This is a genomic window from Paenibacillus sp. FSL M7-0420, from assembly GCF_038002345.1.
Taxonomy (GTDB): Bacteria; Bacillota; Bacilli; order Paenibacillales; family Paenibacillaceae; genus Paenibacillus_AQ.
Genome location: NZ_JBBOCJ010000001.1, coordinates 7,071,200 through 7,094,324, shown reverse-complemented (window position 1 = coordinate 7,094,324; position 23,125 = coordinate 7,071,200). Strand labels below are relative to the sequence as shown.

Below are 23,125 nucleotides of genomic sequence, written 5' to 3'. Positions count from 1 at the left end.
ATAAGTAATCAGCTTCCGGGAGAAGCGGATTGGGCGGAGGGATGAGCATGAAGAAGGCACCCGGCAACTGGAGCGGGTTTGAACTCGCCTGGCTGGTGATATTTACGCTGATCGCTGTTACTTTTACGGTGATGTCCAAGGATTCGCTCTTCGGGTTCACGGTCTTCATCACCGGGGTACTATGCGTGGTGCTGACGGCGAAGGGGAAGCTGGCGAGCTATGGATTCGGGATGTATAATACGTTCGGATATGCTTATTTGGCCTATATCAACGGATTATTCGGCGAGGTTATGCTGAATCTGCTATTTTTTGTGCCGATGAATATTGTAGGCTTCTATATGTGGAAAAGAAACATGCACGGCGGCAGGCTGTCCATGCGCCATATGGAAACGAGGGGCATCCTGCTCACCGGTGCAGTCTGTGTGGCGGGAGCGCTGCTGCTGGGCTTCGGCTTATCGTTCATTCCTGCGCAGAATTCACCTTACATCGATGCCCTGACTACCGTGTTATCGGTAGTGGCAACGATGCTGATGGTGCGCCGTTTCAAGGAGCAGTGGCTGGTCTATATTGTGCTGAATATGTTCACCGTGCTGCTCTGGGTGATCCGGACGCTGGAAGGCAGCGGGGAGGGGCTGCTGATGATTGTCATGTGGAGCGCCTATCTGATCAATGCGGTCTACGGCTACTACAATTGGAACAAAGGTGCTAAGGAGGCGCTATCGTGAAGACACTTGGATTAACACTCGGGAAGTTCGCCCCGCTGCATAAAGGGCACCAGTTCATGTTCGAGACGGCGCTGCGGGAGGTTGACGAACTGATTGTGGTGATCTATGAGACCAAGGTCTCTCCGGTACCTCTGCAGATCCGGGCGAACTGGATTCGCAGCCTCTATCCTGCCGTCCGGGTAATCGAGGCCTGGGACGGCCCCGATGGATACTCGGATGACAGGGAGCATGAGATCCGGGAGGAGCAGTATATTCTCGGGCTGCTGAAGGGCGAGCAGGTGACCCATTTTTATTCGAGTGAATTCTACGGAGAACATATGAGTCTGGCGCTGGGTGCTATTGACCGTCGGGTGGATGAGGCGAGGGTGCAGGTTCCGGTATCGGCCACGATGGTCCGCTCGGACCCGTACCAATACCGGGGTTATGTCAGCGGGCTAGTCTACCGCGATCTAATTACCAAGGTCGTATTTGTAGGGGCGATGTCTACCGGCAAGTCTACGATCACCGAAGCACTTGCCCGGAGATACGGTACGGCCTTCGCCAGTGAATACGGGCGGGATTACTGGACAGAGCATCAGGTGGACCGCCGGATTGGGCTGGAGGCTTTTGACGAGATCGCGGTGGGGCATCTGGAGCGGGAAGAGCAGGCACTGCTTGACGCCAATAGGTATTTATTCGTCGATACGAATGCGATTACCACGTATATGTATGCGCTGGATTACCATGGGAAGGCACCTGAGCTGCTAACCCGGCTGGCCCTGGAGAACGCGCAGCGCTATGACCTGTTCTTCCTGTGCGACGATGATATTCCGTATGACGATACGTGGGACCGCAGCGGGGATCAGAAGCGGCAGGTGTTCCACAAGCAGATTATCGCAGACCTGAAGGAGCGGCGGATTCCCTATATAACCCTTAGGGGCACGCTTACGGAACGTATAAGCAAGGTGGACAGTGTACTGGCAAAATTCAAGCCGTACGGGAATTATTTCGGTGAGCTGGAGCATTGAACCAGAGGGCAGAGGAGGCGGAGAGTGTGGAATTGAGAGATCGTAACGGACTTACGGAACAGGAATTCCTGGAACAGTACCGGCCTGGGGATTATGTGCGGCCTTCAGTGGCTACGGATATGGTGATCTTCACCGCCACGGATGCAGCGGCAGACCATATACCCGTGGCTGTGGCGAAGGAGCTGCGCTTGCTGCTCATCCGCAGAGGCGGGCATCCTTGCCTGGGCAAGTGGGCGCTGCCGGGCGGCTTCATCGAGCCGCATGAGAGCGGGGAGCAGGCGGCTGCGCGGGAGTTGTATGAGGAGACTGGGGTTAGCGGCGTCTATCTGGAGCAGCTTCGCACCTTCAGCGATCCCGGGCGCGACCCCCGAACTTGGGTGATCAGCAGCAGTTATATGGCGCTGGTCGACAGCCGCCGCAGCCAATTAGAGGCAGGGGATGATGCCGAGGCTGCGGCCTGGTTCAAGGTAAGCTACCAGCTCCGGCAGGAGCATAAAGAGCTGCTGGAGCAAGGCTGCATCCGCACCCGTACCTATGAGCTGCGGCTGGAGGCCGCAAACCAGGCGCTGACTGCGGTGGTAGAACAGACGGTGACGGCGGCACCGGCGGCCAGATCGGTGCAGTATGCCGTCTTGTCCAATGACGGACTTGCTTTTGATCACGCTAAGATCATTGCCTATGCCATTGAACAGCTGCGTCAGGAGACGGAAAGAACAGGAATCGCACTGCACTTAATGCCTGCGCGCTTCACCCTGGCGGAATTGCAGCAGGTCTACGAGGTGATTCTCGGCCAGGAGCTGCTGAAGGCGTTCTTCCTGGACAAGGTGGCTGCGCTTGTAACCGCAACTAACCTGTACACAGAGCATACGGAACACACACCCTCCCGCCGCTTGTATCAGCGGAACTGGGGAGAAGTCTGAATCTATTAAATCGGAGGAAATCATCCATGAACGCAGGAAGAGCAATATTAAGAACAATGGAATTCAGCCACGAACTGGATGTGCCGCTACTCAGGCGCGGCAATGCGCATCGTGACCTTCCCGCCCCCGGATGGGGAGACATTGCTAAGGCGCAGACTGCCTCCGTGTTGCTCAGCTACAGACCTCGCAATATATAACCCCATCCCGTGATGATTCCCGGAGCTGCGGCTCGGATCACCCCGGTAGAACTGGTTAGTGGCCTCCCGCAGGTCGGCCGCTGAGAAGCCGCTGCCGGTATCGGTAACCGTGAACTGAACCGCCCCGGCTTCGCCCTGGACGAGCAGGGCAATGCTTCCCCCGGTCGGCGTGTGTTCGGCCGCATTGGCGATCAGGTTCATGATGCCCCGCAGCAGCAGCTCCTTGTGAATGAACAGGAATTCCGGCAGCTTCTCCTGCCGGACAGAGGTCTGCAGGTCCCTGCCTGCTGCGAGGGCCATCATCTGCAGCTCCAGCTCGGCTATAAGCTCGGCAGCCGGGACCCGAGTCTGCTGGCGGGATGAGCCGGCCTGCAGGCTGGACAAGTCTATGACCTCCTGCACGAAGGCTTCGATGTCTGCGGCGCTGCGGCGGATATAGCCGCTGTATTCACGCTGCGGCTCAGTCTCTACAATCTCCTGCAGCAGCTCGGCATTGCCCCGGATAATGGTCAGCGGCGTCTTGATGTCATGGGCCAGCGCAGAGATCTGCTCCCTGCGGGAGCGCTCCAGCTCCCACTGCTTCTCCAGTGAAGTCTGCAGGGCATCCTTCATCCGGTCCAGGGAGCCCAGCACCTCATCAATCTCCTGGATGCCGCTGGGCTGGACGGTGAACTCCAGATTCTCGCGCCGGATGTTCTCGGTCGCTTCCTGCAGCCCGGCCATCCGCTCCGAGAGCTTTCGGCCGAACCGGGCTGCGAGCAGGCCAGCCTGAAGCAGAAACCCGAGCACAAAGAGCACGGGGGCCAGAAGCTGGGGGTTCGGCAGCGAGCTGCGCAGCAATGGAGAAGCGTACTGCGGCGTCAAGACATAACGGAAGATCCACAGCTTCTGTCCGTGCTCGGCGGTGGTGTAGAAGTAGGAGCCTCTGTAGTCCCCCTGCCGGGTAATTCTCCAGGCCTGCTGTGCCTCTTTAGCATTCAGATTGCCGGCCAGCGGCTTCCCGTCCAGGGTGAATACGGTGTACTCCAGCCGTTCCGGGACCTGCGTAGCCGTGTCCGCTGCACCTGCAGCCAGCTGCTGCTTGAACAGGGCAATTTCCTTTTCGTCATAGTTGGCTGGCAGCACCGCACCCCACGAGAACGCCAACGCGAATACGCCAAGCAATCCTCCCAGCAGCAGAACGGTGCCCAGGCTGAGCAGCAGCAGATAGTGCAGGAAAAAAGTGCGCAGGCGCACGGCTTTACGTTGTTTCACAGCTTCCACTTGTATCCGATCCCCCAGATGGTTTCGATGGCCTCAAGCCCGTACCGGCCCAGCTTGGCGCGGATGTTCTTGACATGCTCCGTAATGGCGCTGCTGTCACTCTCCCCGTCATATCCGAAGACCCCTTCATAGATATTCTCCTTGGAGAAGACCTGACCGCGGTGGCGGGCCAGAAACTCGCAGATTTCATATTCACTTTTGGTCAGCGGCACCTTGTCCTCCCGGGCGTAGAGCTCTTTACCGGAGAGGTTGAAGCGCACAGGGTCCATATACAGCATGTTGCGCTTCTCCCGGCTCTCCCGCCGCAGATGAGCGTTGATCCGCGCCCTCAGCGCACCTATACCGAAGGGCTTCATAATATAGTCATCCGCGCCCAGTCCGAGTCCGTACATCAGGTCACTTTCCAGCGTCTTCGCCGTCAGGAACAGAATCGGACAATCCACCGCCGTGCGGATCTCCCGGCACAGGGTGAAGCCGTCCACGCCGGGCATCATCACATCCAGCAGAATCAGGTCATACGCACCGAGGTCAGTCCGGCGCACCAGCGCGGGATCAGAGAAGGTGGTTACCAGATGGCGGTCGGTACTGAGCGCGTTGGCTATCAGAGACAGGATGGCGGGTTCGTCGTCTACCACAAGTATTTTGGCCATAATCATTAATTCCTTCATTTACAGATTAGTAAGCTAGTTATCCGCAGAGCGGCCTTCCCACTTGTAGAACCATATCATACTGAGGAGGCCGGCAGCTATCGTTGCTCCTATACAGATGGATACGCCGGTGGCCAATCTCGTTTCGGCAAAAGACGGCAAGCCTCCCGAATGCTGAATCTCCAGCAGGGAGAGGAAGCGGCCGCCCCAGGCGAAGGGGATATACGGCCACAGGATATCGCCAAGACCGGTCAGCATCAGGGCGGCGAGCAGGCTTCCCGTGATTCCTATGCCGATAGAGACGCCCCGTCCGAAGCGCAGGCTGACTGTGAAGTGAAGCAGATAGAGCAGGATATTGCTTGCGAACAGGATCACAGACCCGGTGAGATAAAAGGGGATGCCGTGGCGGTCCTGTCCCAGCATTCCGGCAAAGCCAAGGCTGAACAGGACGAAGACTAGCAGGACAGCCCCCAGGCTGAATCCCAGCAGGAGCAGCAGCTTGCTCAAAAAGGTTGTTGTCCTGCCCGCAGGCAGGGCAAGCATCCCCTGGAACCCTCCGGAGGCGGCCTCCTGCTCCGCCGCCATCGCACAGACCAGCCCGATGAGGGTAGGAAACGCACAAGCGACGGCCTGCATGAACCCCATCACCTTGCCCGCTTCACTGGCAGGGGAGATGGAATAGTAGGCCACGAACAGGGCAGCCCCGATCAGCGGGGTCACCAGATGGAACAGGAGAAACGGGGTGCGCCGCATTTTGAGCAGATCGGCCCTGAGCAGGCCCGGAAGTGCATTCATGCTACTTCGCCTCCTGTCTGCGGAACCATACGGTGGTGAGCAGGAACAGGATGGCGAACCATCCGAGAGAGACCAGCGTACCCGGAAGAATCATGTCTGTGCTGCGCAGCGGGCTGTCCGCCGGGACCGGCAGGCCGTTCGGCAGGATGGACAGCACCGGACACATGAGCCTGAAGGTAATTGTATAAGGAATGTAGTCCCACAAGCCGCCCTTGTCGAATTCAACTACACCCAGAACGGTGCCAAACAGGTTCAGCAGGACCGCTGCGAATAATCCGAGACGGGCAGCCAGGAACAGACACAGCGGGATCTGCCACAGGAAGGTGAGGAAGATCAGTATACTGCCCGCCAGACTGCTCAGCAGTGTAATCGTCTGTCCGAACAGCAGGCCCCCGGCTGTAACGCCGATCAGGAATACGAGCAGGGCGGCCAGGAGCCAGCCGATACAGGCAAGGATTTTGCCGGCCCAGAGCGTTCCCGGTGTAAAGGGCAAGGCCAGTAATCCCCGGTACTTCAGCTTCGCATCTTTCTGCAGTGCCAGCGAACAGACCAGGCTCAGCGCTCCGGGCAACAGCATCGTGTACCACCAGTTGTAAGACCCGCTCTGAAAAAAGCCGCCGCCCATCAGAACAGCGCACAAGAGCAGAGTGAATACAGGAGCGATCCAGGCCAGCTTGGGAATGAAGGTACGCCGCCATTTCAGGTGTTCCGCCCTAACGATATTAAGCATGAGCGGCACCCTCCCTCCGCTGGGCTGTTACGACCTGCATGAACAGCGCCTCCAGGTCCTGATCCGGGGAGATCGCCCCCTGATAGCCCAGCACGCCGCCTGCGATGATGCCGATATGGTCGGCTGTCTGCTCCACCTCGGAGAGCAGGTGGCTCGACAGAATGACGGTGATTCCCTGCTCCGGGAAGGAGCGGATCAGCTCCCGCAGCTCCTGAATCCCGATCGGGTCCAGCCCGTTCGTCGGCTCGTCCAGAATCAGCAGCTCCGGCTGGTTCAAGAGCGCAATCGCGATGCCGAGCCGCTGCTTCATCCCCATGGAGAATTGTCCGGCGCGTTTTTTACCGGTAGCGGTCAGATCGACAACAGCAAGCACCTCTTCAATACGCGACTGCGGCAGTCCGAGGGCCAGTGTGCGTACCTTGAGATTCTCCCTCGCGGTCAGATTATCGTACAGCGGCGGTGCTTCAATCAATACGCCGATCCGGCTTAAGTCCTTCCGGGTCCATTCCTGCCCCTGGAAACGGATTGTCCCGGAATCGGGACGCAGCATCCCGGTAATCATTTTGAGCAGGGTGGATTTGCCTGCACCGTTCGGACCGAGCAGCCCGTAGACGGAATTGCGCGCGACTGTTAACGATACGTTGTTGACGGCTGTCTGGCGCTTGAAGCTTTTACATAGATCTTGTATTTCCAGAATATGTTCCTGCATAGTATATCATCCTTTCTCTGCCTCTACTCTAAGAGCAGATTCTAAGGATTCTGTAAGGATGACATGGCAGAGCCCCTGCCTGGGTGAACAGGAGGGGCTCTGTGTTGACTTTGCAGCAGCCGGCGGGAAGGATTAACGGCGCCGGAAGGCGCCGCCGCGGGCCAGGGCAAAGAAGATCAATAGTGCAACGATGGAGCCGATAATGGCCGGAACAATGTGGAAGCCACCTACTACAGGGCCCCTTGGACCAAGCAGCTCGGTGCCCAGCCAGGAGCCGATGAACCCGGCGATTACATTGCCCAGCACGCCTCCCGGAACATCACGCCCGATCAGATTACCGCTTAGCCAGCCGATGAGTCCCCCTATGATGATTACCCAGAGCAGATACATTGATTTGTCCCCTTTCTAGTTGGTTTATTCAAGGTATGTTGAGAAGCGGGCAAGGTGAACCATCTGCGAAGGTTTATTTTTGGAAAGCGGTGAAAACAGGTGATCTGCGCTGCGGGGAGATTAACGTCCTTTGCCGGTGTTAATATTAAGTATAGGAGGAGGGATCGGATGAACAAAATTCTCGTAATCGACGATGAAGCGGCTCTTAGAGATCTGATCGAGCTTGTGCTCCGCAGAGAGAATTATGAGGTGCGGACAGCGGAGAACGGAAGTGCGGGACTTACAGCCCTGGAGGCTTTTCAGCCGGATCTGGTGGTACTGGATCTGATGCTGCCCGATTGCTCCGGCTATGACCTGTGTAAGGAAATCACCAAGCGGCAGGCGGTTCCCGTCATTATGCTGTCGGCCAAGAATGAGATTATCGATAAGGTGCTGGGGCTGGAGCTGGGGGCCGAGGATTATATGACGAAGCCGTTCGATAACCGGGAGCTGCTGGCGCGGATCAAGGTGGTGCTCCGGAGAGCCCAGAACAGCGGCCTGCCTACAGATACTGAAGATACCCGGATTACGCATGAGGAGCTGACCTTCGATCTGGAGACCAGGGTAGTGCAGAGAAGCGGCGTTCCGGTTGCCCTGACGGCCAAGGAATTCAGAATTCTGGAGACGCTGCTGAAGCGCCCGGACAAAATCTATACCCGGGATGAGCTGCTGGAGATCGTCTGGGGCTATGACTTCATGGGAGACAGCCGCAGCGTGGACATGACGATCATGCGCTTAAGAAAGAAGCTGGAGGATGATGCCGAGAATCCGAAATATATCCGGACCGTCTACGGCTTCGGTTATCAGCTGGGAGGTGGCTCCGCCTGAAATACGCTACCCGGCTGGTGCTAATGTATTTGCTGTTCTCGGTACTGTCCTTTGCCGTTATCATTATTTCGGTGAATAAGGCGATTGACTATTTCAGCTTCGTAACCATAGAGAAGCAAATGATGGAGAAGGCGGATCTGGGCGAGATGTCCTTCAGGGAGGTGCTCTCCAGACACGAACAGGAGGTAGATGCGGGGCAGATGGAGGAGGTGGCGAGAAGCGCGCTGGAGACGTTAAAAGCTTCCGTCAAGGAGGTGCGGATCTACGACAGCAGCCAGAAGCTGCTGGGACTCGCTGTTGACGGGATTGTGATCAATAACAAGACCCCCGTCATTTTTCCCGGGAATATCCAGAACGCCCTTAAGGGCAATTATGCATACACGGTCTCTGAGGATCACCTGCTGTACTTCGCGGTTCCGATCCAAGACAAATATTATCAGAACAGCTATGTGTACGAGTTCGTGGAGGATGTCTCTTATTTCTATACGATGATGGACCAGATCCGGTATATCCTGTTCGCCGGTGCTGGAGGGTTCATTATCCTGATTACGCTCTCCAGTCTATTCATCGCCCGCAATATGACGAAGCCGATCAAATACCTGCTTGGCGCCACAGAGAGCTTCTCCAGGCAGCAGTTCCGGGAGGTTCACCTGAACAGGAAGGATGAGCTGGGCATGCTGGCTGCGGGCTTGAACCGGATGGGCATTCAGCTCAGTGACTATATCCAGTATCAGAAGCAGTTTGTCTCGAACGTATCGCATGAGCTGAAGACGCCGCTTGCTGCTATCAAGGGATTCTCTCAATATTTGTACGAAGGTGAGGACGAGGATGAGGAGCTGCAGCGGATCTACTTCCATCTGGTGAATGAATCGGACCGCCTGACCCGGCTGGTCAATGAGCTGCTTATGCTGTCGCGCTTCGATAAGGCAGGGCAGGATGGAATCGATGCCGAGAAGACGGACCTGGCGCAGCTGGCTGCGGGGGTAGCCGCTGGATTGAGGACCAAGGCTGACAGTAAGGGGATAGAGCTTACGATCCAGCAAGGACCGCCAGCCTTCGTCTTAGTGAATCAGTTGTTGATGTCCCATGCCATCGCCAATGTGCTGGACAACGCGATTAAATACTCCGCTCCCCGTACCCGGGTAAGTATTGAAACTTCGGTCCGTGAGCAGGAAGCCATTGTACAGATCAGCGATCAGGGAATCGGAATCAGCGCGGATGAACTTACCCGTGTACAGGAACGGTTCTACCGGGCAAGGAATGCCAGCGCGGCAGGCGGAACGGGGCTGGGGTTATCCATCTGTAAGGAGATCGCCGAGAAGTTCGGCGGGCAGCTGGATATAGAGAGCCAGCTCGGTGTAGGAACCACGGTCTACATCCGGCTGCCGCTCCTGTGATATGCGTTACAAGAATGATACAACTCTGTTATTACACTAATAAATGCTTTTCGTATACTAACCTCATACCAAACAAACAACGCGTCCATCGCGTACATTCATGGAGGGATTACTTATGGGAACATTTAAAAAACCGGCAGCGCTGCTGCTGCCCGCAGTATTATTAATGACACTTCTGGCCGGATGCCAGTCCGATTCGGCCGCTCCGGCGGCCACCCCTTCGGCAGAACCTACAGCTGAAGCGGTGGCCACGGGGGCACCGGAGGCTTCGGCTACCCCGGCTGCTGAGCCTGCGGCGACTGAAGCTGCTCCGGCTGAGCCAACCCCTGCGGCTTCAGCAGGCAGCTCCGAGGCGATCAAGGAAGGAACTATTGAGAAGGAAGGGAATGTGATTCTGAAGGAGCTGGCTTTTGTCCATAAGGATCACACCATCGCCCTCTCCGACATTGTGGATGATGCTAAGCTGGAGAGTATGCTGGGCAAGGCAACGGCGAAGAAATCGCACACGTATTCCTTGGATGACGGTAAGAATATGGATACCCTGATCGGCAGAACAGAGAACACGTATACCTTCCCGGGCCTTGAGATTAAGACGATTGATTCGGGTGACGGCAAGCAGTTCTATATCTTCAGCATTAAGATTACCGATCCGAAGTACACTACGGTCCGCAATATCAAGGTCGGAGACAGCCTGGACACGCTCAAAAAAGCCTATCCCGAAGGCAAGCTGACCGGAGACGGGGCACCTGAGGAAGAGGATGACTACCGGTTCGCTCCAAGCAACTACGTGGATTATATGCTCTTCCATGTGAAGGGCGCTAAGATTGAAAGCATAAGCATCTCTACTCTGCTGGACTAAACATTGAGCCGGTTCAGCGGGATTGAATAAGAACAGCCCTGACCGCTTCATGACCGTTACAGGCCGTGAAGCGGCAGGGCTGTTTGTCTCTGTCTTCTATTTCCGGGCGGACTACCCTATTCCGCAGGAGCTGGCTCCAGCACCCGCACCGTCTCCCCCTCTACCAGCTCAGGCAGATAGTAGGTGCTGTTCTTCAGATCTTTTTTACCCTGGAGCTTCTTAATGACCCATTCGGCCGCATCCCGGCCCATCTGCTCCTGCGGGTGGGTTAAGGTCGTCAGCTTGATGCCAGCGTTCTTGGCGATATAGGAATTGTCCTGGCCGATGATCGACAGCTCCTCTGGAATAGAAAGTTCCAGCTGCTTGCATACGTTAACCACTTCGAGTCCCACCTCGTCGTTATAGCACACAAGGGCTGTCAGTACCTCCCGGTTATCCTTCAGGAACTGCTTGAGGTTCGCCGACAGGTCACGCTTGGATTCCGTATCGAAGGAGAGCACCTGCTCCGGGTGGAAGCGCAGCTTGGCCTCGCCGAGCGCCTTGATATAGCCCTTCATGCGGTATTTGCCCTGGAGATCGTCCATTTTGGCAATAATTCCGATCTGGGTATGCCCCTTCGAGATCAGCTCCCGGGTCGCCAGATAGCTGGACTGTACATCATCCAGACAGAAGAACGGCACCTCCAGCTCTTCATAGTAAGCGTTAATCATAATGAACGGAACGTCCTGCTCCTTAAACGACAGGTAGTAGGCAATGTTCGGGTTGTACAGGTTACTCTTCGTAGGCTCGATGATCAGCCCGTCTACCCCGAAGGACAGCATCATCTCCAGCGCCTTTTTCTCCTGGGCCACATCATTATTGGTGCTGGCGAGCAGCAGTGAATAGTTGTCCTCATTGAGCCTGCCTTCAATCCCCCGGATAATGGACGGGAAAATATAATCGGAGAGGTAAGTGGTTATTACGCCGATGGTCCGCTTGCCCGCGCCATTCCCGGATTTGGACCGGAACTGGTGGCTGACATAGGTGCCCGAGCCCTTCTCGCTCCGCAGAAACCCTTCGTTGGACAGCTCCAGAATGGCCTTCCGCACAGTCTGGCGGCTGACGCCGTACATCTCCTGCAGTGCAGATTCCGTAGGGATTTGTTCGCCCACACTGTAGGTGCCGGACAGGATATTGCTTTTGAGTTCATCGAAGATGATCTGGTACTTGGTTCTCACACGGGTCACTTCTTTCATAGTTGTTCTTATATAGAGTAGAAAAATTAATGTAGTTGTACGTACATATTATAGTTTGAATATAAGCTTAATATCCTCCAGTGTCTACCATATATCATGATTTGCGTAAAATACGGGTGATTTCCCGGTAAATTTGTAGGTATATCTTATATCTATCATTGACAAATGTACGAACAAAAAATATACTAAACCTGTTCATAAAGGAAGCGCATTCTTTAGATTCGTAAGTAACACAGTTTGGTTCAGAGAGGAGTAACGTGGGCATGGATCAGAACATCAAGCAAGCGATACTTAAGGGAGAGACATCACTGGGTATCGAATTTGGGTCCACACGTATCAAGGCCGTCCTGATTGATCAGGGGTTCGAGACGGTTGCATCCGGAAGCTACGAGTGGGAGAACCTGCTGGAAGGCGGGTACTGGACGTATCCCCTCACCGATATCATCAAGGGGCTGCAAGCGGCTTACCGCGAGATGAAGCAGGAGGTTGCACAGAAATACGGGGTTACGCTTACTACTGTCGGTTCGATCGGATTCTCAGCAATGATGCACGGATATATGGCCTTTGACAGCGCGGGTGAGCTGCTGGTTCCGTTCCGGACCTGGCGTAATGCTACAACCGGTGCGGCGGCCAAGGAATTAACAGAGCTGTTCCAGTTCAATATTCCGGAGCGCTGGACCATTGCCCACCTGTATCAGGCGATTCTGAACGGGGAAGAGCATGTCCCGCAGGCAACGTTCGTAACGACGCTGGGCGGATACATCCATTGGCTGCTGACCGGCAGCAAGGCGATCGGGATTGGCGATGCCTCCGGGGTCTTCCCTATAGATGAAGCTTCACAGGATTACCACCCGGCCATGGTCAGCCAGTTCGATGAGCTGATTGCCGCTAAGAATTACCCTTGGAAGCTGAGTGATCTTCTGCCCAAGGTCTACGCTGCAGGCGAGCAGGCAGGGGTGTTAACGGAAGCCGGAGCGAGACTGCTGGATGAATCCGGGGACCTGCTGGCAGGCATTCCGCTCTGTCCTCCAGAGGGCGATGCCGGAACCGGAATGGTCGCTACGAACAGTGTGCGCAAACGGACCGGTAATATCTCTGTAGGCACCTCCGTGTTCGCCATGATCGTGCTGGAGAAGGACCTTACAGCGGTATACCCTGAGATCGACATGGTGACTACCCCGGATGGCAGTCCGGTAGGGATGGTGCATGCCAACAACTGCTCCAGCGATATCAATGCCTGGGTCGGCTTGTTCCGGGAATTCTCGGAGGCGATGGGCTTCAAGGCTGATCCGGCGAAGTTATTCAGCGTTCTGTTCAACAAAGCGCTGGAGGCGGACGCCGATGGCGGCGGGCTGCTCAGCTACGGCTATTTCTCAGGTGAGAACATCACCGGGATGGAGAAGGGACGGCCGCTGTTTGTCCGCTCGCCGGAGAGCCGGTTCACGCTGGGCAACTTTATGCGGACGCATCTGTTCTCCGCTTTTGGCGCGCTGAAGATTGGGATGGATATTCTGACCTTGAAGGAGCAGGTGTCCATCGACAGCATTCTGGCGCACGGCGGCTTGTTCAAGACGCCTGTCGTCGGACAGAGAATCGTGGCTGCTGCGATGAATGTTCCGGTCTCTGTGATGTCAACAGCCGGAGAAGGCGGCGCGTGGGGCATGGCGATTCTGGCTTCTTATATGAAGAACAGAGCGCAGCAGGAGCGTCTGGATGATTTCCTCGACCAGAAGGTCTTCAAGGATATCGAAGGCGAGACCATTCATCCGGTTGCGGCGGATGTGAAGGGCTTTGAATTGTTCATGGAACGCTACACGGCGGGTCTGGCGATTGAGCAGGCCGCTGTAGATCATCTCGTAGAGAACGGGGGGCATTAACACATGCTGGAGCAACTGAAGGAAGAGGTGTATGAGGCCAATCTGGAGCTGCCTAAGCACGGGCTGGTCAAATACACCTGGGGCAATGTGAGCGCGGTGGACCGGGCGAGCAGTCTGTTCGTCATCAAGCCGAGCGGCGTCAGCTATGACAAGATGAAGCCGAGCGATATGGTCGTTGTGGACTTCGATGGCAATGTGGTGGAGGGAGAGATGCGTCCTTCCTCGGATACAGCGACCCATGCTGTACTCTACAAGCATTACGCCGAGATCGGAGGCATCGTGCATACGCATTCCACGTGGGCAACCATCTGGGCTCAGGCCGGACTGGATGTTCCGGTTATGGGGACGACACATGCAGACACCTTCTATGGTTCTGTACCGTGCACCCGGTTCCTGACACAGGAAGAGATTGACCGCGGTTATGAAGCAGAGACCGGGCATGTGATCATTGAGACTTTTGAACAGCGGGGGCTGGATGTGATGGCGATTCCCGGCGTTCTGCTGAAGGGCCACGCGCCGTTCACGTGGGGCAAGGATGCCCACGCTGCTGTCATGAACAGTGTGGTGCTGGAGGAAGTGTCCAAGATGAACCACTTTGCCCGCCAGCTGAACACCTTCGCCGAGGAGCTGCCGCAGCGGATTCTGGACAAGCATTATCTGCGCAAGCACGGCAAGGATGCGTATTACGGACAGAAGTAACTGACTTTTACCAATTCAAGTAGAGAAGAGGATGAATGATATGTCAACAGTAAGCGACAAGCAATTCTGGTTCGTAGTAGGATCGCAGCACCTGTATGGAGATGAAGCGCTGGGTGAAGTGAAGGCTCACGCCCAGGAAATGACCGATGCGCTCAACAACAGCGGGGTGCTTCCTTATCCGCTGGTATTGCAGGATCTGGCCGTTAGCGCAGACAAAATCACCTCCATCATGAAAGAAGTGAACTATCGTGATGAGGTTGCGGGTGTAATTACCTGGATGCATACCTTCTCCCCGGCCAAAATGTGGATTCGCGGCACGAAGCTGCTGCAGAAGCCTCTGCTGCATCTGGCTACCCAGTACAATGAGAGCATTCCTTGGGCAACCATTGACATGGACTTCATGAACCTTAACCAGGCTGCCCATGGTGACCGTGAATATGGCTTTATCAATGCCCGTCTGAAGAAGCAGAATAAGGTCGTTGTAGGATACTGGGAACGCCCGGAAGTCCAGAAGCAAATTGCCGAGTGGATGGATGTTGCCGTAGCGTATAACGAAGGCTTCAATATCAAGGTTGCCCGCTTCGGCGACAACATGCGCAATGTTGGTGTTACTGAAGGCGATAAGGTAGAAGCTCAGATTCAGTTCGGCTGGACCGTAGACTACTTCGGTATCGGCGATCTGGTAGCCTATGTGAATGAAGTGAAGCAGGAAGGGATTGATGCCCTGTTCGCAGAATATACCAAGCTGTATGCCGTTGATTACGGCACTTACAGCAAGGAAGACTGGGAAGCCAGCGTGAAGGTGCAGGCGAGCTATGAGATTGCCCTTAAGCGCTTCTTGGATGCAGGCGGCTACAATGCCTTCACCTCCAACTTCGAGGACCTGCACGGCATGAAGCAGCTTCCGGGTCTGGCTGTTCAGCGCCTGATGGCCCAAGGCTACGGTTTCGCCGGTGAAGGGGACTGGAAGACTGCGGCCCTGGACCGCCTGATGAAGGTGATGAGCCACAACCTGAACACCGGGTTCATGGAAGATTACACCTACGAAATGGCAGCCGGACAGGAAGCGATTCTCCAGTCCCACATGCTGGAGGTTGATCCGAGCCTGGCCAGCAACCAGCCGAAGATCATTGTCTCCCCGCTGGGAATCGGCGACCGCGAAGACCCGGCCCGTCTCGTCTTCGACGGCAAGGCAGGCGAAGGTGTCGTGGTATCGATGGCTGACTTCGGCACTCATTACAAGCTGCTAATCAACGAAGTTACTGCCTTCGAACCTACCGTTCCGGCTCCGAATCTTCCGGTAGCCCGCGTACTGTGGCAGGTGAAGCCGAACTTCCAGGACGGAGTAAGAGCCTGGATCGAGAACGGCGGCGGCCACCACACGGTCGTATCGCTCAACCTGACTACCGACCAAATCGTTACCTACGCCAAGCTGGTGGGTCTGGAATACGTGATTATTAAGTAATAAGAGTTACATGTAAAGTGCACAGCGAGTGAATGTTAAAAAGAGCGAGGAGGCATATAGCCCTCTCGCTCTTTTTGTTTGGCAGATATGGTGGGCGCGGCGGCGGTATGCCAAAGACATCTGCCTGCCCGCCGGGAAGCGTGGAAAGATGTATGTGAAAAACCGATCACAATGTGCAGGCGCGGGGCAATCGGCTCCAATGTAATCGAAAAACCGACTACAATGCGGCGGATGGGATGGCGTAAAGTAAGTTGTGTACCACAATTTGGAGCCTAGCCAGGCAACAAAAAAGTAGGGTATCCTCGGGTTTACCACAACACCAAGAAGGAGCCCTACTCGATGACTATTGTACCCGAACATATGCTAAATAATCTATTTGAAAAACTTGTTAAAGACTTCATGAAAGAGAATATGGAATCGCTCCTGCGTGCCGAAATCCAAGGGTTTATGGCGAGTGAAGAAGCCGGTGCCAGCAATAGCCGTAACGGATACTATACACGGGATCTGCACACGAGATACGGCCATATTGAGGATCTTCAGGTTCCCCGGGACCGCCAGGGTCTCTTTCAAACTCAGATGTTTGAACCGTACCAGCGGCGGGAGGGCTGGCTGGAGGAGGCGGTGATCCAGATGTATAAATCCGGCATGGGTACCCGGGACGTGGCCCGATTTATTGAAAGCATGTTCGGCAGCCATTACTCGCCCACCACCATCAGTAACATCACCGCTACGGTGCTGGAGGACATTCACCAGTGGCAGAAACGTCCGCTGAGCAAGCGCTACTCTGTGATTTACCTGGATGGGCTGTACGTGAAGCTGAAACGGGGCACGGTCCGGGGTGAAGTCGTCTATTTTGCCATGGGAATCGACGAAGAAGGTCAGCGTCAAATCCTGGGGTTCTACGTGGGGGGTCAAGAGAGCTCGAATGGCTGGCGGGAGGTGCTCAAAGATCTGTACGCACGCGGGGCCCAGGAAGTGCTGCTGGGTGTATTTGATGGACTGCCGGGGCTAGATGCGGCCTTTAAAGAAACCTACCCGCAGGCGGATGTGCAGCATTGTGTGGTGCACAAAGTACGAGCCACGTTACCCAAAATCCGGGTGGAGCACAAAACCGATGTAATTAAAGCCCTGAAGACCGTGTATGATGCACCGGATGAGGTCGTGGCCCGGGCGAACTTTGACACGGTGAAAGCGAAGTGGAATGCGTTATACCCGAAGGAAATGCGGTCTTGGGAGGAGCAGCTTTCTACGTTACTGACGTTCTACAAGTACCCGGAACCGATGCGTAAAGCGATTTACACGTCCAATCCCATTGAGCGAATGAACAAGGAAATCCGCAAACGTCTGAAGCCGATGAACAGTCTGACCAACATGGATGCGGCAGAAAAAATCGTGTATCTGGAGATGTTAGGCTACAACGAAAGGTTTGGGCAGCGAGTGACCCCTGGCTTTGGGGTGGACACGGTGAAAAAGAAGCTCAGCCAGCTCTATGAAGCCCGCTACCCTTCGTTGCCGACAGCCGAAGAAGAGTAACTAAGGAATCCAGTTTCTGGGGGGCGGGGTTCCCCCTCCCCCCAGAAACACTACACCCCCAACCCGTAACCCCGGGGAGGTACTTCTACTCATTTACACAAACTTCTTGACGCTACCGCGGATGGGGGTGCGCGGACCAAATGTAGTCGGAAAACCGACTACAATGCGGCGGATGGGCGCGTGCGGACCAAATGTAATCGAAAAACCGACTACAATGCGGCGGATGGGCGCACGCGGACCAAATGTAGTCGAAAAACCGACCACAATGCGGCGGATGGGGGCGCGCGGACCAAATGTAATCGGAAAACCGACTACAATGTGGCGGATGGGGGCGCGCGGACCAAATGTAATCGAAAAACCGACTACAATGCGGCGGATGGGGGCGCGCGGACCAAATGTAATCGGAAAACCGACTACAATGCGGCGGATGGGGGCGCGCGGACCAAATGTAATCGGAAAACCGATTACAATGCGGCGGATGGGGGCGCGCGGACCAAATGTAATCGAAAAACCGACCACAATGCAATTGCGCGGCGATTCGCGGGCCTAATGTCCCCGCCCGGCGGTTCGTATGCCTAGTGCCCCCTGGTGTCCCTAACGTCCCCGCCCGCCCCGCTCACTTCTTATTCCGCGCACGGTACTGCTGCGGTGTGGCGCCGACGATCCGCTTGAACAGGTTGGAGAAGCTGCCGAGGCTGGTGTATCCGACCTGCTCGGCGATGTCGGTGATCTTCAGCTCGGTCTCCTCCAGCAGCTGCTTGGCCTTCTGCAGCCTTTCCTGAATGATCACATCGGAGATCGACAGCCCGGTCTCCTTCTTGAACAGCCGGGACAAGTAGGCCGGGTTCAGGTAGACATAGGCCGCGAGTTCGTCGCGGGTGATCTCCTCGCTCAGACGCGAGCGGATATACTGCCTAATCTTGGACACCGTGGCCGAGGATACGTTATTGCTTGTCTGCAATAAGTGCATTACGGCTCGCAGGCATTCCATCGCCCAGCTCTGGAGCGAAGCGGACTGCTTCGGATAATTTTCCTTATCCATCAAGGGCTTCAGCTCCGCTGAGGCGTGAGCGGATAAGCCTTTTTTGGCGAGAACGGTGTGTACAATGAACAGGATGCCGTGGATAAGCTGGCGGTGCAGCTCACTTGTCCAGCGGCCGGGCCCGATGCCCGAGAACCACAGGGTCACGCGGCGCTCCAGCTCCTCCAGCTCGCCAAGCTCCAGGAGGGTCGCCCACTCTCCGAAGATATGCATAGGCGCTGCCTGAGGCACCGGCGCAAGCGGCTGATCTCGGCTATAGGCCTGATCCTCCGGTCCGAACACCTGACGCGAACGGTTCAGGTTGCGTTGTTCCCGCTCCGTGACATCCGTGTAAGCGCTCATGATTCCGGACAGAGGGACACCTGCGCTGATGTAGATCGACAGGGAGCAATGCAGCAGCCGCCCGCAGGTATCCAGGAAGGTGCGGCCATTCTGCTCCAGCGTATGCCAGGCGGCGTTCATATCGCCACGCACGTAGATGACCGCCAGATTATGGCCGACCTGATCCTGCAGCACAGTGCCTTCCAGCCCGCTTAGCAGCAGCTCATCGGCCATGTTGCGCAGTGCATATTCCATAATCGTCTCATCCCGTGCGCTAAGGTTCTCCTTCCACTGCTCCAGCCCCAGCAGAGCGAGGAAGTAGCGGTCTCCAGGCTGCAGATCCAGATTATAGGTGTTCGCCGGAAGGGTGAGCGATTCCAGCACGGGCGCTGCCCGCTGGCTGAGAATATCCTGCCAGAACCGTTCCACCAGCAGGGGGAGCTGATGCTCCCACTGTCTCCGGTACTTCTGGATCAGGGCCTCGAACTGCTGCTGCTCTCTCTGCTTACTGATCTCGAATAGCGCCTCACGGGAGATTTTCATCAATTCTTCATAGTCTACCGGCTTGAGCAGATAATGGAAGGCACCGTGATAAATCGCGCGCTGGGCATACTCGAAATCGGCATGGCAGGTCAGCATAATCGTCAGCGTGCCGGGAGCGGATTGCTTCACCCAGGCCAGCAGCTCCAGGCCGCTTCTGCCCGGCATTTCGATATCGCAGATCAGCAGGTCTACAGGCTGCTGCTCAAGAACGGCAATCGCCTGGTCTACGTTCTCCGCCAGACAGACATCTGACACGCTAAGCGCGCTCCAATCCACCCCCTGCTGGAGGCCGAGCAAGGCAAAGTATTGGTCGTCAACGATTAGAACTCTGTACATTGAACGTCACAGCTCCTTTTGAACAGGTAGTCTGATTTCCACAACCGCGCCTCCGTCTGGAGCATTATGGAAGGTAAGCCGTGCCCGGTTGTTATAGAACATCAGCATGCGTCTGTATACGTTCCATATTCCCAGATGGCGGTCTGTCGGCTTGCGCTCATATACGCCATGATTGAGCCTGTCGAGCTGAGCCGCGGAGAAGCCCGGCCCGGAATCGCGGATCTGAATGGCAATGCAGGAATCGCCGCTCTCTCCGGCTTCTTCACTGACTGTGATGCCGACATTGAAGGGCTTCGAATTGTTATTGAAGCCATGCTTGATGGCATTCTCGACGAAGGGCTGGATCAGCAGCGGCGGAATCAGCGTAGACTCAAGCTCCTGCGGAAGCAGCACCTCATAAGACAGCTTGTTCGGATACATGACCATCTGGATCTCAATATAGTTCTGAATATGACCTAGCTCGCTGCGCAGCGGAAGCCAGGCGTCGTTGGTATTCATGATGAACCGGAAGTGGGAGACCAGATGTCCGATCATTTTTTTGATTAGCGCATATTGCTTCAGCTCTACCAGATGAAAGACGATGTTCAAGGAATTCATGAAAAAATGGGGATTGATCTGCGCCTGAAGATGCTTCAGCTCCGCTTGCTGCACCTTCATCTGCTCCTCATACACATCAATCTTGAGATTGCCGATCTGCTCCGCCATCTGGTTGAATTGCATCGTAATGATCTGGAACTCCCTGCTGTTGCCATCCTTCAGCCGGTATTCCAGCTGTCCCTTCCCCAGAATGCGCATCCCGCTGGTCAATTGTTGGATAGGCTTGAACACCAGTCTGCTAAGCAGAGCCAGCAGGATAACCATTACGAGGATAATGACGAAGGGAATCACCTTGATGATCCGCTGGAAGACCGGCAGCTCGTCCAGAATGGATTTCTCGTCGAGCAGGAAAAAGACATTCAGATTGGAATATTGAGAGGGCTTGTCAATCAGCAGATACGAATTGCCGTTACTCAGGCGAATCGAGGCATCCGCACGAGGGTTGGGCTGATTAAGCCGGCTGCGGATGAGCGCAAGATCTTCACTGGCGAACTGGCCCCAGAGTAACTTACCGTCATTGTCGATCATGCCGACCTGTCCGCTGCCTCCGGTAGACTCCAGCTGGGTCAGGGGCTGGGCCAGAGAGTCGATGCTGACCAGTACCCCCATGAGAAGCCGGCCGCTCTTGTCCGGCAGCACCTTGAATAACACCGGCTCTCCGCCGAGGGTCACGGTCTCCCACTTCAGGGAGGCCTGGAGATTAGGGGTCTTGAGGTGTGAAGACAGCCCCGAGGCAATCATCTCCTTCTCTTGGTAATACTCCTTCTGGCTGCTCAGGAAGAGTTCATCCCGGTCCTGATGGTAGACGAAGACACTGCGGATAATGGTATAGTAGCTGACATCGCTGTACCACTGGTCCATCAGCTTACGGATGGACAGATAATAATTGACGCTGTCGGGACCGCTGTCGGAATAGAGCTCCAGCAGCATGTTTTCATTGGCCGTACGCAGCAGATAATGGCTGGTCTGCTCCAGCAGCTCATCGAGTGTACCTAAGTGCAGGGTCAACGTGTCCGAAGCGGACTTCGCAACCTTCTCCCGGACAATGTTGGTGGAATAGAGGTTGGTGTAAGAGAGAAAGAGGAACAGCGGCGTGACCAGCAGCAGGACAAGGGCACTCACTTTGAATCGCAATGATAGTTTCACAGTCTTCCCCCTTATCCTTAGGTACAATTACACGCTGAGCGGCAGGAAAGGGGAAGGACGGCTGCCGTCCTTCCCCTTAGCTTAAAATATAAGAAGTGGTATGTTCCACACGACAACTTATCCTTATATTTCTCGCTGAAACGGGTGCCGTCCTAAAAAGGACGGCATAGTCGTTTCCACTTGTTTGTTTAGGATTGTTTGGCCTTCCAGGCATCGTATTGCTTCTGAACCTCGGCGCGGATCTCTTCAATGCCGTTAGCCTTAAGCTTCTTATTGTACTCCGTAAGCACCTTATCTACACCCAGGCTGCCCGTTTCCAGCAGCGGGCGGAATTCCTTGATAATGTTGCTGACCACGGAGACCTGTGTTTTGACAGCGTCGGTATTGAAGTTGAAGCCGAAGGACTTCACCTTATGGGCGCTCTCGTTATAAGCCTTGAATTTCTCCCACTTGTCGGCGCTTTCGCCTTCCCACAGATAGGTTATGGTCTGGTTACCGAACATCCATTCAATGCCCGGCGCCCAGCCGGTATCGGCACGGGTAGCAATGCCGTCAGGCAGCTTGATGAAGTTCTCCTTGCCTTCCACCTTCACATATTGCCGTCCTTCTACACCGAAGTCAATGAGATTGACCAGCACCGGGTCGGTATGCAGAAGGTTCAGCAGCATCATGGTCCGCTCGGGATCAATCGAGGTGCGTCCGATGGCCATCATGGAGTTGCTGACGCTGGCAGTACTGATCTCGGGTTCATTCCCCTTCAGCTTCACCAGCTCAATGCCGGTGGCGATGGAATCTTCCTTGTCGGAATCCGGTTTGTCTGAACCGAATTTCATCCAGGTCTTGCCGGCCTTGAAAGCGTCTTCAGTACTGGTTTTGGTCGTTGCAGCATCTTTATTGATGTAGCCTTTGCTGAACCAGTCGCCGTAGAGCTTCATCCGGTAGATTGCGGTGTCGGACTCCATGGAGCTGATCACCATCTTATCAGTCTTGGTATCCAGTACGATTCCGGCAGGAGCGCCGGCCACCAGCTCATAACGGAAGTTCTCCTTCATGCTCTCTCTGGTCTTGTCGAAGTAGCCCAGGGTATCGGAGCCGCTGCCGGAGAGCCAGATCGGCGCAATAGCCGGTTCCTTCTCCTTGATCGTCTGCAGCCATGGCTCCAGATCCTCCAGCGTCTCAATCGAGTTCACATCGAATCCGTATTTATCTACCAGATCCTTGCGGAACATAATGGTATGGCTCTCACCAATTTCTTTATTGGTAGGAATCGCATAGATTTTGCCGTCTACGGTTCCGCCGTCCAGGAAGCGGGGATCAAGGGTCTCCTTGATGCCTTGTCCATACTTGGCTAACAGATCATCCAGCGGAAGGAACGCGCCTTTGGCTACGTTATTGGCGAAGTCGGCCCAGTTGGGGGCGAAGGTCAGATCGACCTGTTCACCGGACTGGTAAGCCAGTGCCATCTTCTCGGCCCAGGAGGACCAAGGGAGTCCCTGGAAGTCAATCTCGGCGTTGATTTTCTCTTTGAGATACTTGTTGATCTCATCTACAACCGCCTTGGTATCATTCTGCGGGAAATTCCCGACCGTGTACACTTTCAGCTTGCGGAACGTTGAAGTATCAGGATTCGTACTGCCTTCCGTGCCTGCTGTTGCGGCTGCTGCTGTCGATTCTGCCTTGGACGGGGCGTTTGCACCCGAGTTGCCCCCGCCGCATCCGGTAATGCCCAGTATCACGGCAGTCAGAGCGGCAAGCACCGTGCCTGAGCTTCTTGTTGTTCTCATTTGTATGAACCTCCTCGAATGATAATTAGATCATATATTCT

21 protein-coding genes are annotated in these 23,125 nt (G+C 55.4%); 10 read left to right on the top strand and 11 right to left on the bottom strand.

Going from position 1 to position 23,125, the window contains the following annotated elements; genetic code table 11:
* The first annotated feature begins 47 nt into the window (after nucleotides 1-47).
* From pnuC to MKX51_RS30430, 3 genes are read left to right on the top strand one after another with little or no spacing between them, the layout of a single operon-like run.
* A complete protein-coding gene (gene pnuC, locus MKX51_RS30440) occupies nucleotides 48-725 on the top strand; it encodes a nicotinamide riboside transporter PnuC (RefSeq protein WP_340994979.1) in 678 nt (225 codons plus the stop codon).
* Nucleotides 722-1,732, top strand: a complete 1,011-nt coding sequence (locus MKX51_RS30435) for an AAA family ATPase (RefSeq protein ID WP_340994978.1) — start codon at nucleotides 722-724, stop codon at nucleotides 1,730-1,732. The genes pnuC and MKX51_RS30435 overlap by 4 nt, the downstream gene beginning before the upstream one ends.
* Nucleotides 1,733-1,758: 26 nt before the next feature.
* Nucleotides 1,759-2,652: an NUDIX domain-containing protein gene (locus MKX51_RS30430; protein ID WP_340994977.1), complete on the top strand. Its 894-nt coding sequence runs from the start codon at nucleotides 1,759-1,761 to the stop codon at nucleotides 2,650-2,652.
* Nucleotides 2,653-2,738: 86 nt separating this feature from the next.
* Here the strand turns inward: MKX51_RS30430 and MKX51_RS30425 are convergent, their stop codons facing one another.
* The 6 genes from MKX51_RS30425 to MKX51_RS30400 all read right to left on the bottom strand — a co-directional run bounded on the left by MKX51_RS30425 (nucleotide 2,739) and on the right by MKX51_RS30400 (nucleotide 7,383).
* Complete coding sequence (locus tag MKX51_RS30425; protein WP_340994976.1) at nucleotides 2,739-4,103, bottom strand: HAMP domain-containing sensor histidine kinase; 1,365 nt, start codon at nucleotides 4,101-4,103, stop codon at nucleotides 2,739-2,741.
* On the bottom strand, nucleotides 4,100-4,762 hold the full coding sequence (locus MKX51_RS30420; protein WP_340994975.1) for a response regulator transcription factor: 663 nt from the start codon (nucleotides 4,760-4,762) through the stop codon (nucleotides 4,100-4,102). The genes MKX51_RS30425 and MKX51_RS30420 overlap by 4 nt, the downstream gene beginning before the upstream one ends.
* A 33-nt stretch (nucleotides 4,763-4,795) precedes the next feature.
* A complete protein-coding gene (locus tag MKX51_RS30415) occupies nucleotides 4,796-5,554 on the bottom strand; it encodes a lantibiotic immunity ABC transporter MutG family permease subunit (protein ID WP_340994974.1) in 759 nt (252 codons plus the stop codon).
* A 1-nt stretch (nucleotide 5,555) separates the two neighbouring features.
* On the bottom strand, nucleotides 5,556-6,284 hold the full coding sequence (locus MKX51_RS30410) for a lantibiotic immunity ABC transporter MutE/EpiE family permease subunit (RefSeq protein WP_340994973.1): 729 nt from the start codon (nucleotides 6,282-6,284) through the stop codon (nucleotides 5,556-5,558).
* Nucleotides 6,277-6,993 (bottom strand): lantibiotic protection ABC transporter ATP-binding protein, encoded by a 717-nt coding sequence (locus tag MKX51_RS30405; protein WP_340994972.1) that lies wholly within the window; start codon nucleotides 6,991-6,993, stop codon nucleotides 6,277-6,279. Before MKX51_RS30405 ends, MKX51_RS30410 begins: the two co-directional genes overlap by 8 nt.
* A 132-nt stretch (nucleotides 6,994-7,125) precedes the next feature.
* The gene (locus MKX51_RS30400; RefSeq protein WP_173134188.1) at nucleotides 7,126-7,383 is read right to left on the bottom strand and encodes a GlsB/YeaQ/YmgE family stress response membrane protein; all 258 of its coding nucleotides are present in this window, start codon (nucleotides 7,381-7,383) and stop codon (nucleotides 7,126-7,128) included.
* A 168-nt stretch (nucleotides 7,384-7,551) separates the two neighbouring features.
* On the opposite strand from MKX51_RS30400, the gene MKX51_RS30395 reads away from it, so the two are divergent.
* The 3 genes from MKX51_RS30395 (at nucleotide 7,552) to MKX51_RS30385 (ending at nucleotide 10,506) form a co-directional block, all read left to right on the top strand.
* Nucleotides 7,552-8,250, top strand: a complete 699-nt coding sequence (locus tag MKX51_RS30395) for a response regulator transcription factor (protein WP_340994971.1) — start codon at nucleotides 7,552-7,554, stop codon at nucleotides 8,248-8,250.
* A gap of 29 nt (nucleotides 8,251-8,279) precedes the next feature.
* Nucleotides 8,280-9,647, top strand: coding sequence for a sensor histidine kinase (locus MKX51_RS30390; RefSeq protein ID WP_340994970.1), 1,368 nt, complete (start codon nucleotides 8,280-8,282; stop codon nucleotides 9,645-9,647).
* A gap of 115 nt (nucleotides 9,648-9,762) precedes the next feature.
* On the top strand, nucleotides 9,763-10,506 hold the full coding sequence (locus MKX51_RS30385; RefSeq protein WP_340994969.1) for a hypothetical protein: 744 nt from the start codon (nucleotides 9,763-9,765) through the stop codon (nucleotides 10,504-10,506).
* 116 nt (nucleotides 10,507-10,622) lie between these two features.
* Here the strand turns inward: MKX51_RS30385 and MKX51_RS30380 are convergent, their stop codons facing one another.
* Nucleotides 10,623-11,723: a GntR family transcriptional regulator gene (locus tag MKX51_RS30380; protein ID WP_340994968.1), complete on the bottom strand. Its 1,101-nt coding sequence runs from the start codon at nucleotides 11,721-11,723 to the stop codon at nucleotides 10,623-10,625.
* Between the two features lie 281 nt (nucleotides 11,724-12,004).
* Between MKX51_RS30380 and MKX51_RS30375 the strand changes: the two genes are divergently transcribed.
* From MKX51_RS30375 to MKX51_RS30360, 4 genes are all read left to right on the top strand, one after another.
* Nucleotides 12,005-13,618, top strand: coding sequence for a xylulokinase (locus MKX51_RS30375; RefSeq protein WP_340994967.1), 1,614 nt, complete (start codon nucleotides 12,005-12,007; stop codon nucleotides 13,616-13,618).
* A 3-nt stretch (nucleotides 13,619-13,621) separates the two neighbouring features.
* Nucleotides 13,622-14,317, top strand: a complete 696-nt coding sequence (locus MKX51_RS30370; protein WP_036722865.1) for an L-ribulose-5-phosphate 4-epimerase — start codon at nucleotides 13,622-13,624, stop codon at nucleotides 14,315-14,317.
* 40 nt (nucleotides 14,318-14,357) lie between these two features.
* Complete coding sequence (gene araA / locus MKX51_RS30365) at nucleotides 14,358-15,782, top strand: L-arabinose isomerase (RefSeq protein ID WP_340994966.1); 1,425 nt, start codon at nucleotides 14,358-14,360, stop codon at nucleotides 15,780-15,782.
* 339 nt (nucleotides 15,783-16,121) lie between these two features.
* Nucleotides 16,122-17,315 carry an IS256 family transposase gene (locus MKX51_RS30360; RefSeq protein ID WP_076086938.1) on the top strand — a complete coding sequence of 398 codons (1,194 nt, stop codon included), beginning with the start codon at nucleotides 16,122-16,124 and terminating at the stop codon, nucleotides 17,313-17,315.
* A 93-nt stretch (nucleotides 17,316-17,408) separates the two neighbouring features.
* On the opposite strand, the gene MKX51_RS30355 is transcribed toward MKX51_RS30360, so the two are convergent.
* From MKX51_RS30355 to MKX51_RS30340, 4 genes are all read right to left on the bottom strand, one after another.
* Complete coding sequence (locus MKX51_RS30355) at nucleotides 17,409-17,834, bottom strand: hypothetical protein (protein ID WP_340994965.1); 426 nt, start codon at nucleotides 17,832-17,834, stop codon at nucleotides 17,409-17,411.
* Nucleotides 17,835-17,931: 97 nt separating this feature from the next.
* Nucleotides 17,932-19,557 (bottom strand): response regulator, encoded by a 1,626-nt coding sequence (locus tag MKX51_RS30350; protein ID WP_340946158.1) that lies wholly within the window; start codon nucleotides 19,555-19,557, stop codon nucleotides 17,932-17,934.
* A gap of 6 nt (nucleotides 19,558-19,563) precedes the next feature.
* Nucleotides 19,564-21,300, bottom strand: coding sequence for a sensor histidine kinase (locus MKX51_RS30345; RefSeq protein WP_340994964.1), 1,737 nt, complete (start codon nucleotides 21,298-21,300; stop codon nucleotides 19,564-19,566).
* A gap of 188 nt (nucleotides 21,301-21,488) precedes the next feature.
* Nucleotides 21,489-23,084 carry an ABC transporter substrate-binding protein gene (locus tag MKX51_RS30340; protein ID WP_340994963.1) on the bottom strand — a complete coding sequence of 532 codons (1,596 nt, stop codon included), beginning with the start codon at nucleotides 23,082-23,084 and terminating at the stop codon, nucleotides 21,489-21,491.
* Nucleotides 23,085-23,125: the final 41 nt, after the last annotated feature.

Coding starts and splice junctions, on each gene's coding strand:
- MKX51_RS30395 (WP_340994971.1), top strand. CDS start 7,552: ATGAACAAAATTCTCGTAATCGACGATGAAGCGGCTCTTAGAGATCTG.
- MKX51_RS30360 (WP_076086938.1), top strand. CDS start 16,122: ATGACTATTGTACCCGAACATATGCTAAATAATCTATTTGAAAAACTT.
- pnuC (WP_340994979.1), top strand. CDS start 48: ATGAAGAAGGCACCCGGCAACTGGAGCGGGTTTGAACTCGCCTGGCTG.
- MKX51_RS30420 (WP_340994975.1), bottom strand. CDS start 4,762: ATGGCCAAAATACTTGTGGTAGACGACGAACCCGCCATCCTGTCTCTG.
- MKX51_RS30415 (WP_340994974.1), bottom strand. CDS start 5,554: ATGAATGCACTTCCGGGCCTGCTCAGGGCCGATCTGCTCAAAATGCGG.
- MKX51_RS30340 (WP_340994963.1), bottom strand. CDS start 23,084: ATGAGAACAACAAGAAGCTCAGGCACGGTGCTTGCCGCTCTGACTGCC.
- MKX51_RS30350 (WP_340946158.1), bottom strand. CDS start 19,557: ATGTACAGAGTTCTAATCGTTGACGACCAATACTTTGCCTTGCTCGGC.
- MKX51_RS30385 (WP_340994969.1), top strand. CDS start 9,763: ATGGGAACATTTAAAAAACCGGCAGCGCTGCTGCTGCCCGCAGTATTA.
- MKX51_RS30370 (WP_036722865.1), top strand. CDS start 13,622: ATGCTGGAGCAACTGAAGGAAGAGGTGTATGAGGCCAATCTGGAGCTG.
- MKX51_RS30400 (WP_173134188.1), bottom strand. CDS start 7,383: ATGTATCTGCTCTGGGTAATCATCATAGGGGGACTCATCGGCTGGCTA.
- MKX51_RS30375 (WP_340994967.1), top strand. CDS start 12,005: ATGGATCAGAACATCAAGCAAGCGATACTTAAGGGAGAGACATCACTG.
- araA (WP_340994966.1), top strand. CDS start 14,358: ATGTCAACAGTAAGCGACAAGCAATTCTGGTTCGTAGTAGGATCGCAG.
- MKX51_RS30405 (WP_340994972.1), bottom strand. CDS start 6,993: ATGCAGGAACATATTCTGGAAATACAAGATCTATGTAAAAGCTTCAAG.
- MKX51_RS30410 (WP_340994973.1), bottom strand. CDS start 6,284: ATGCTTAATATCGTTAGGGCGGAACACCTGAAATGGCGGCGTACCTTC.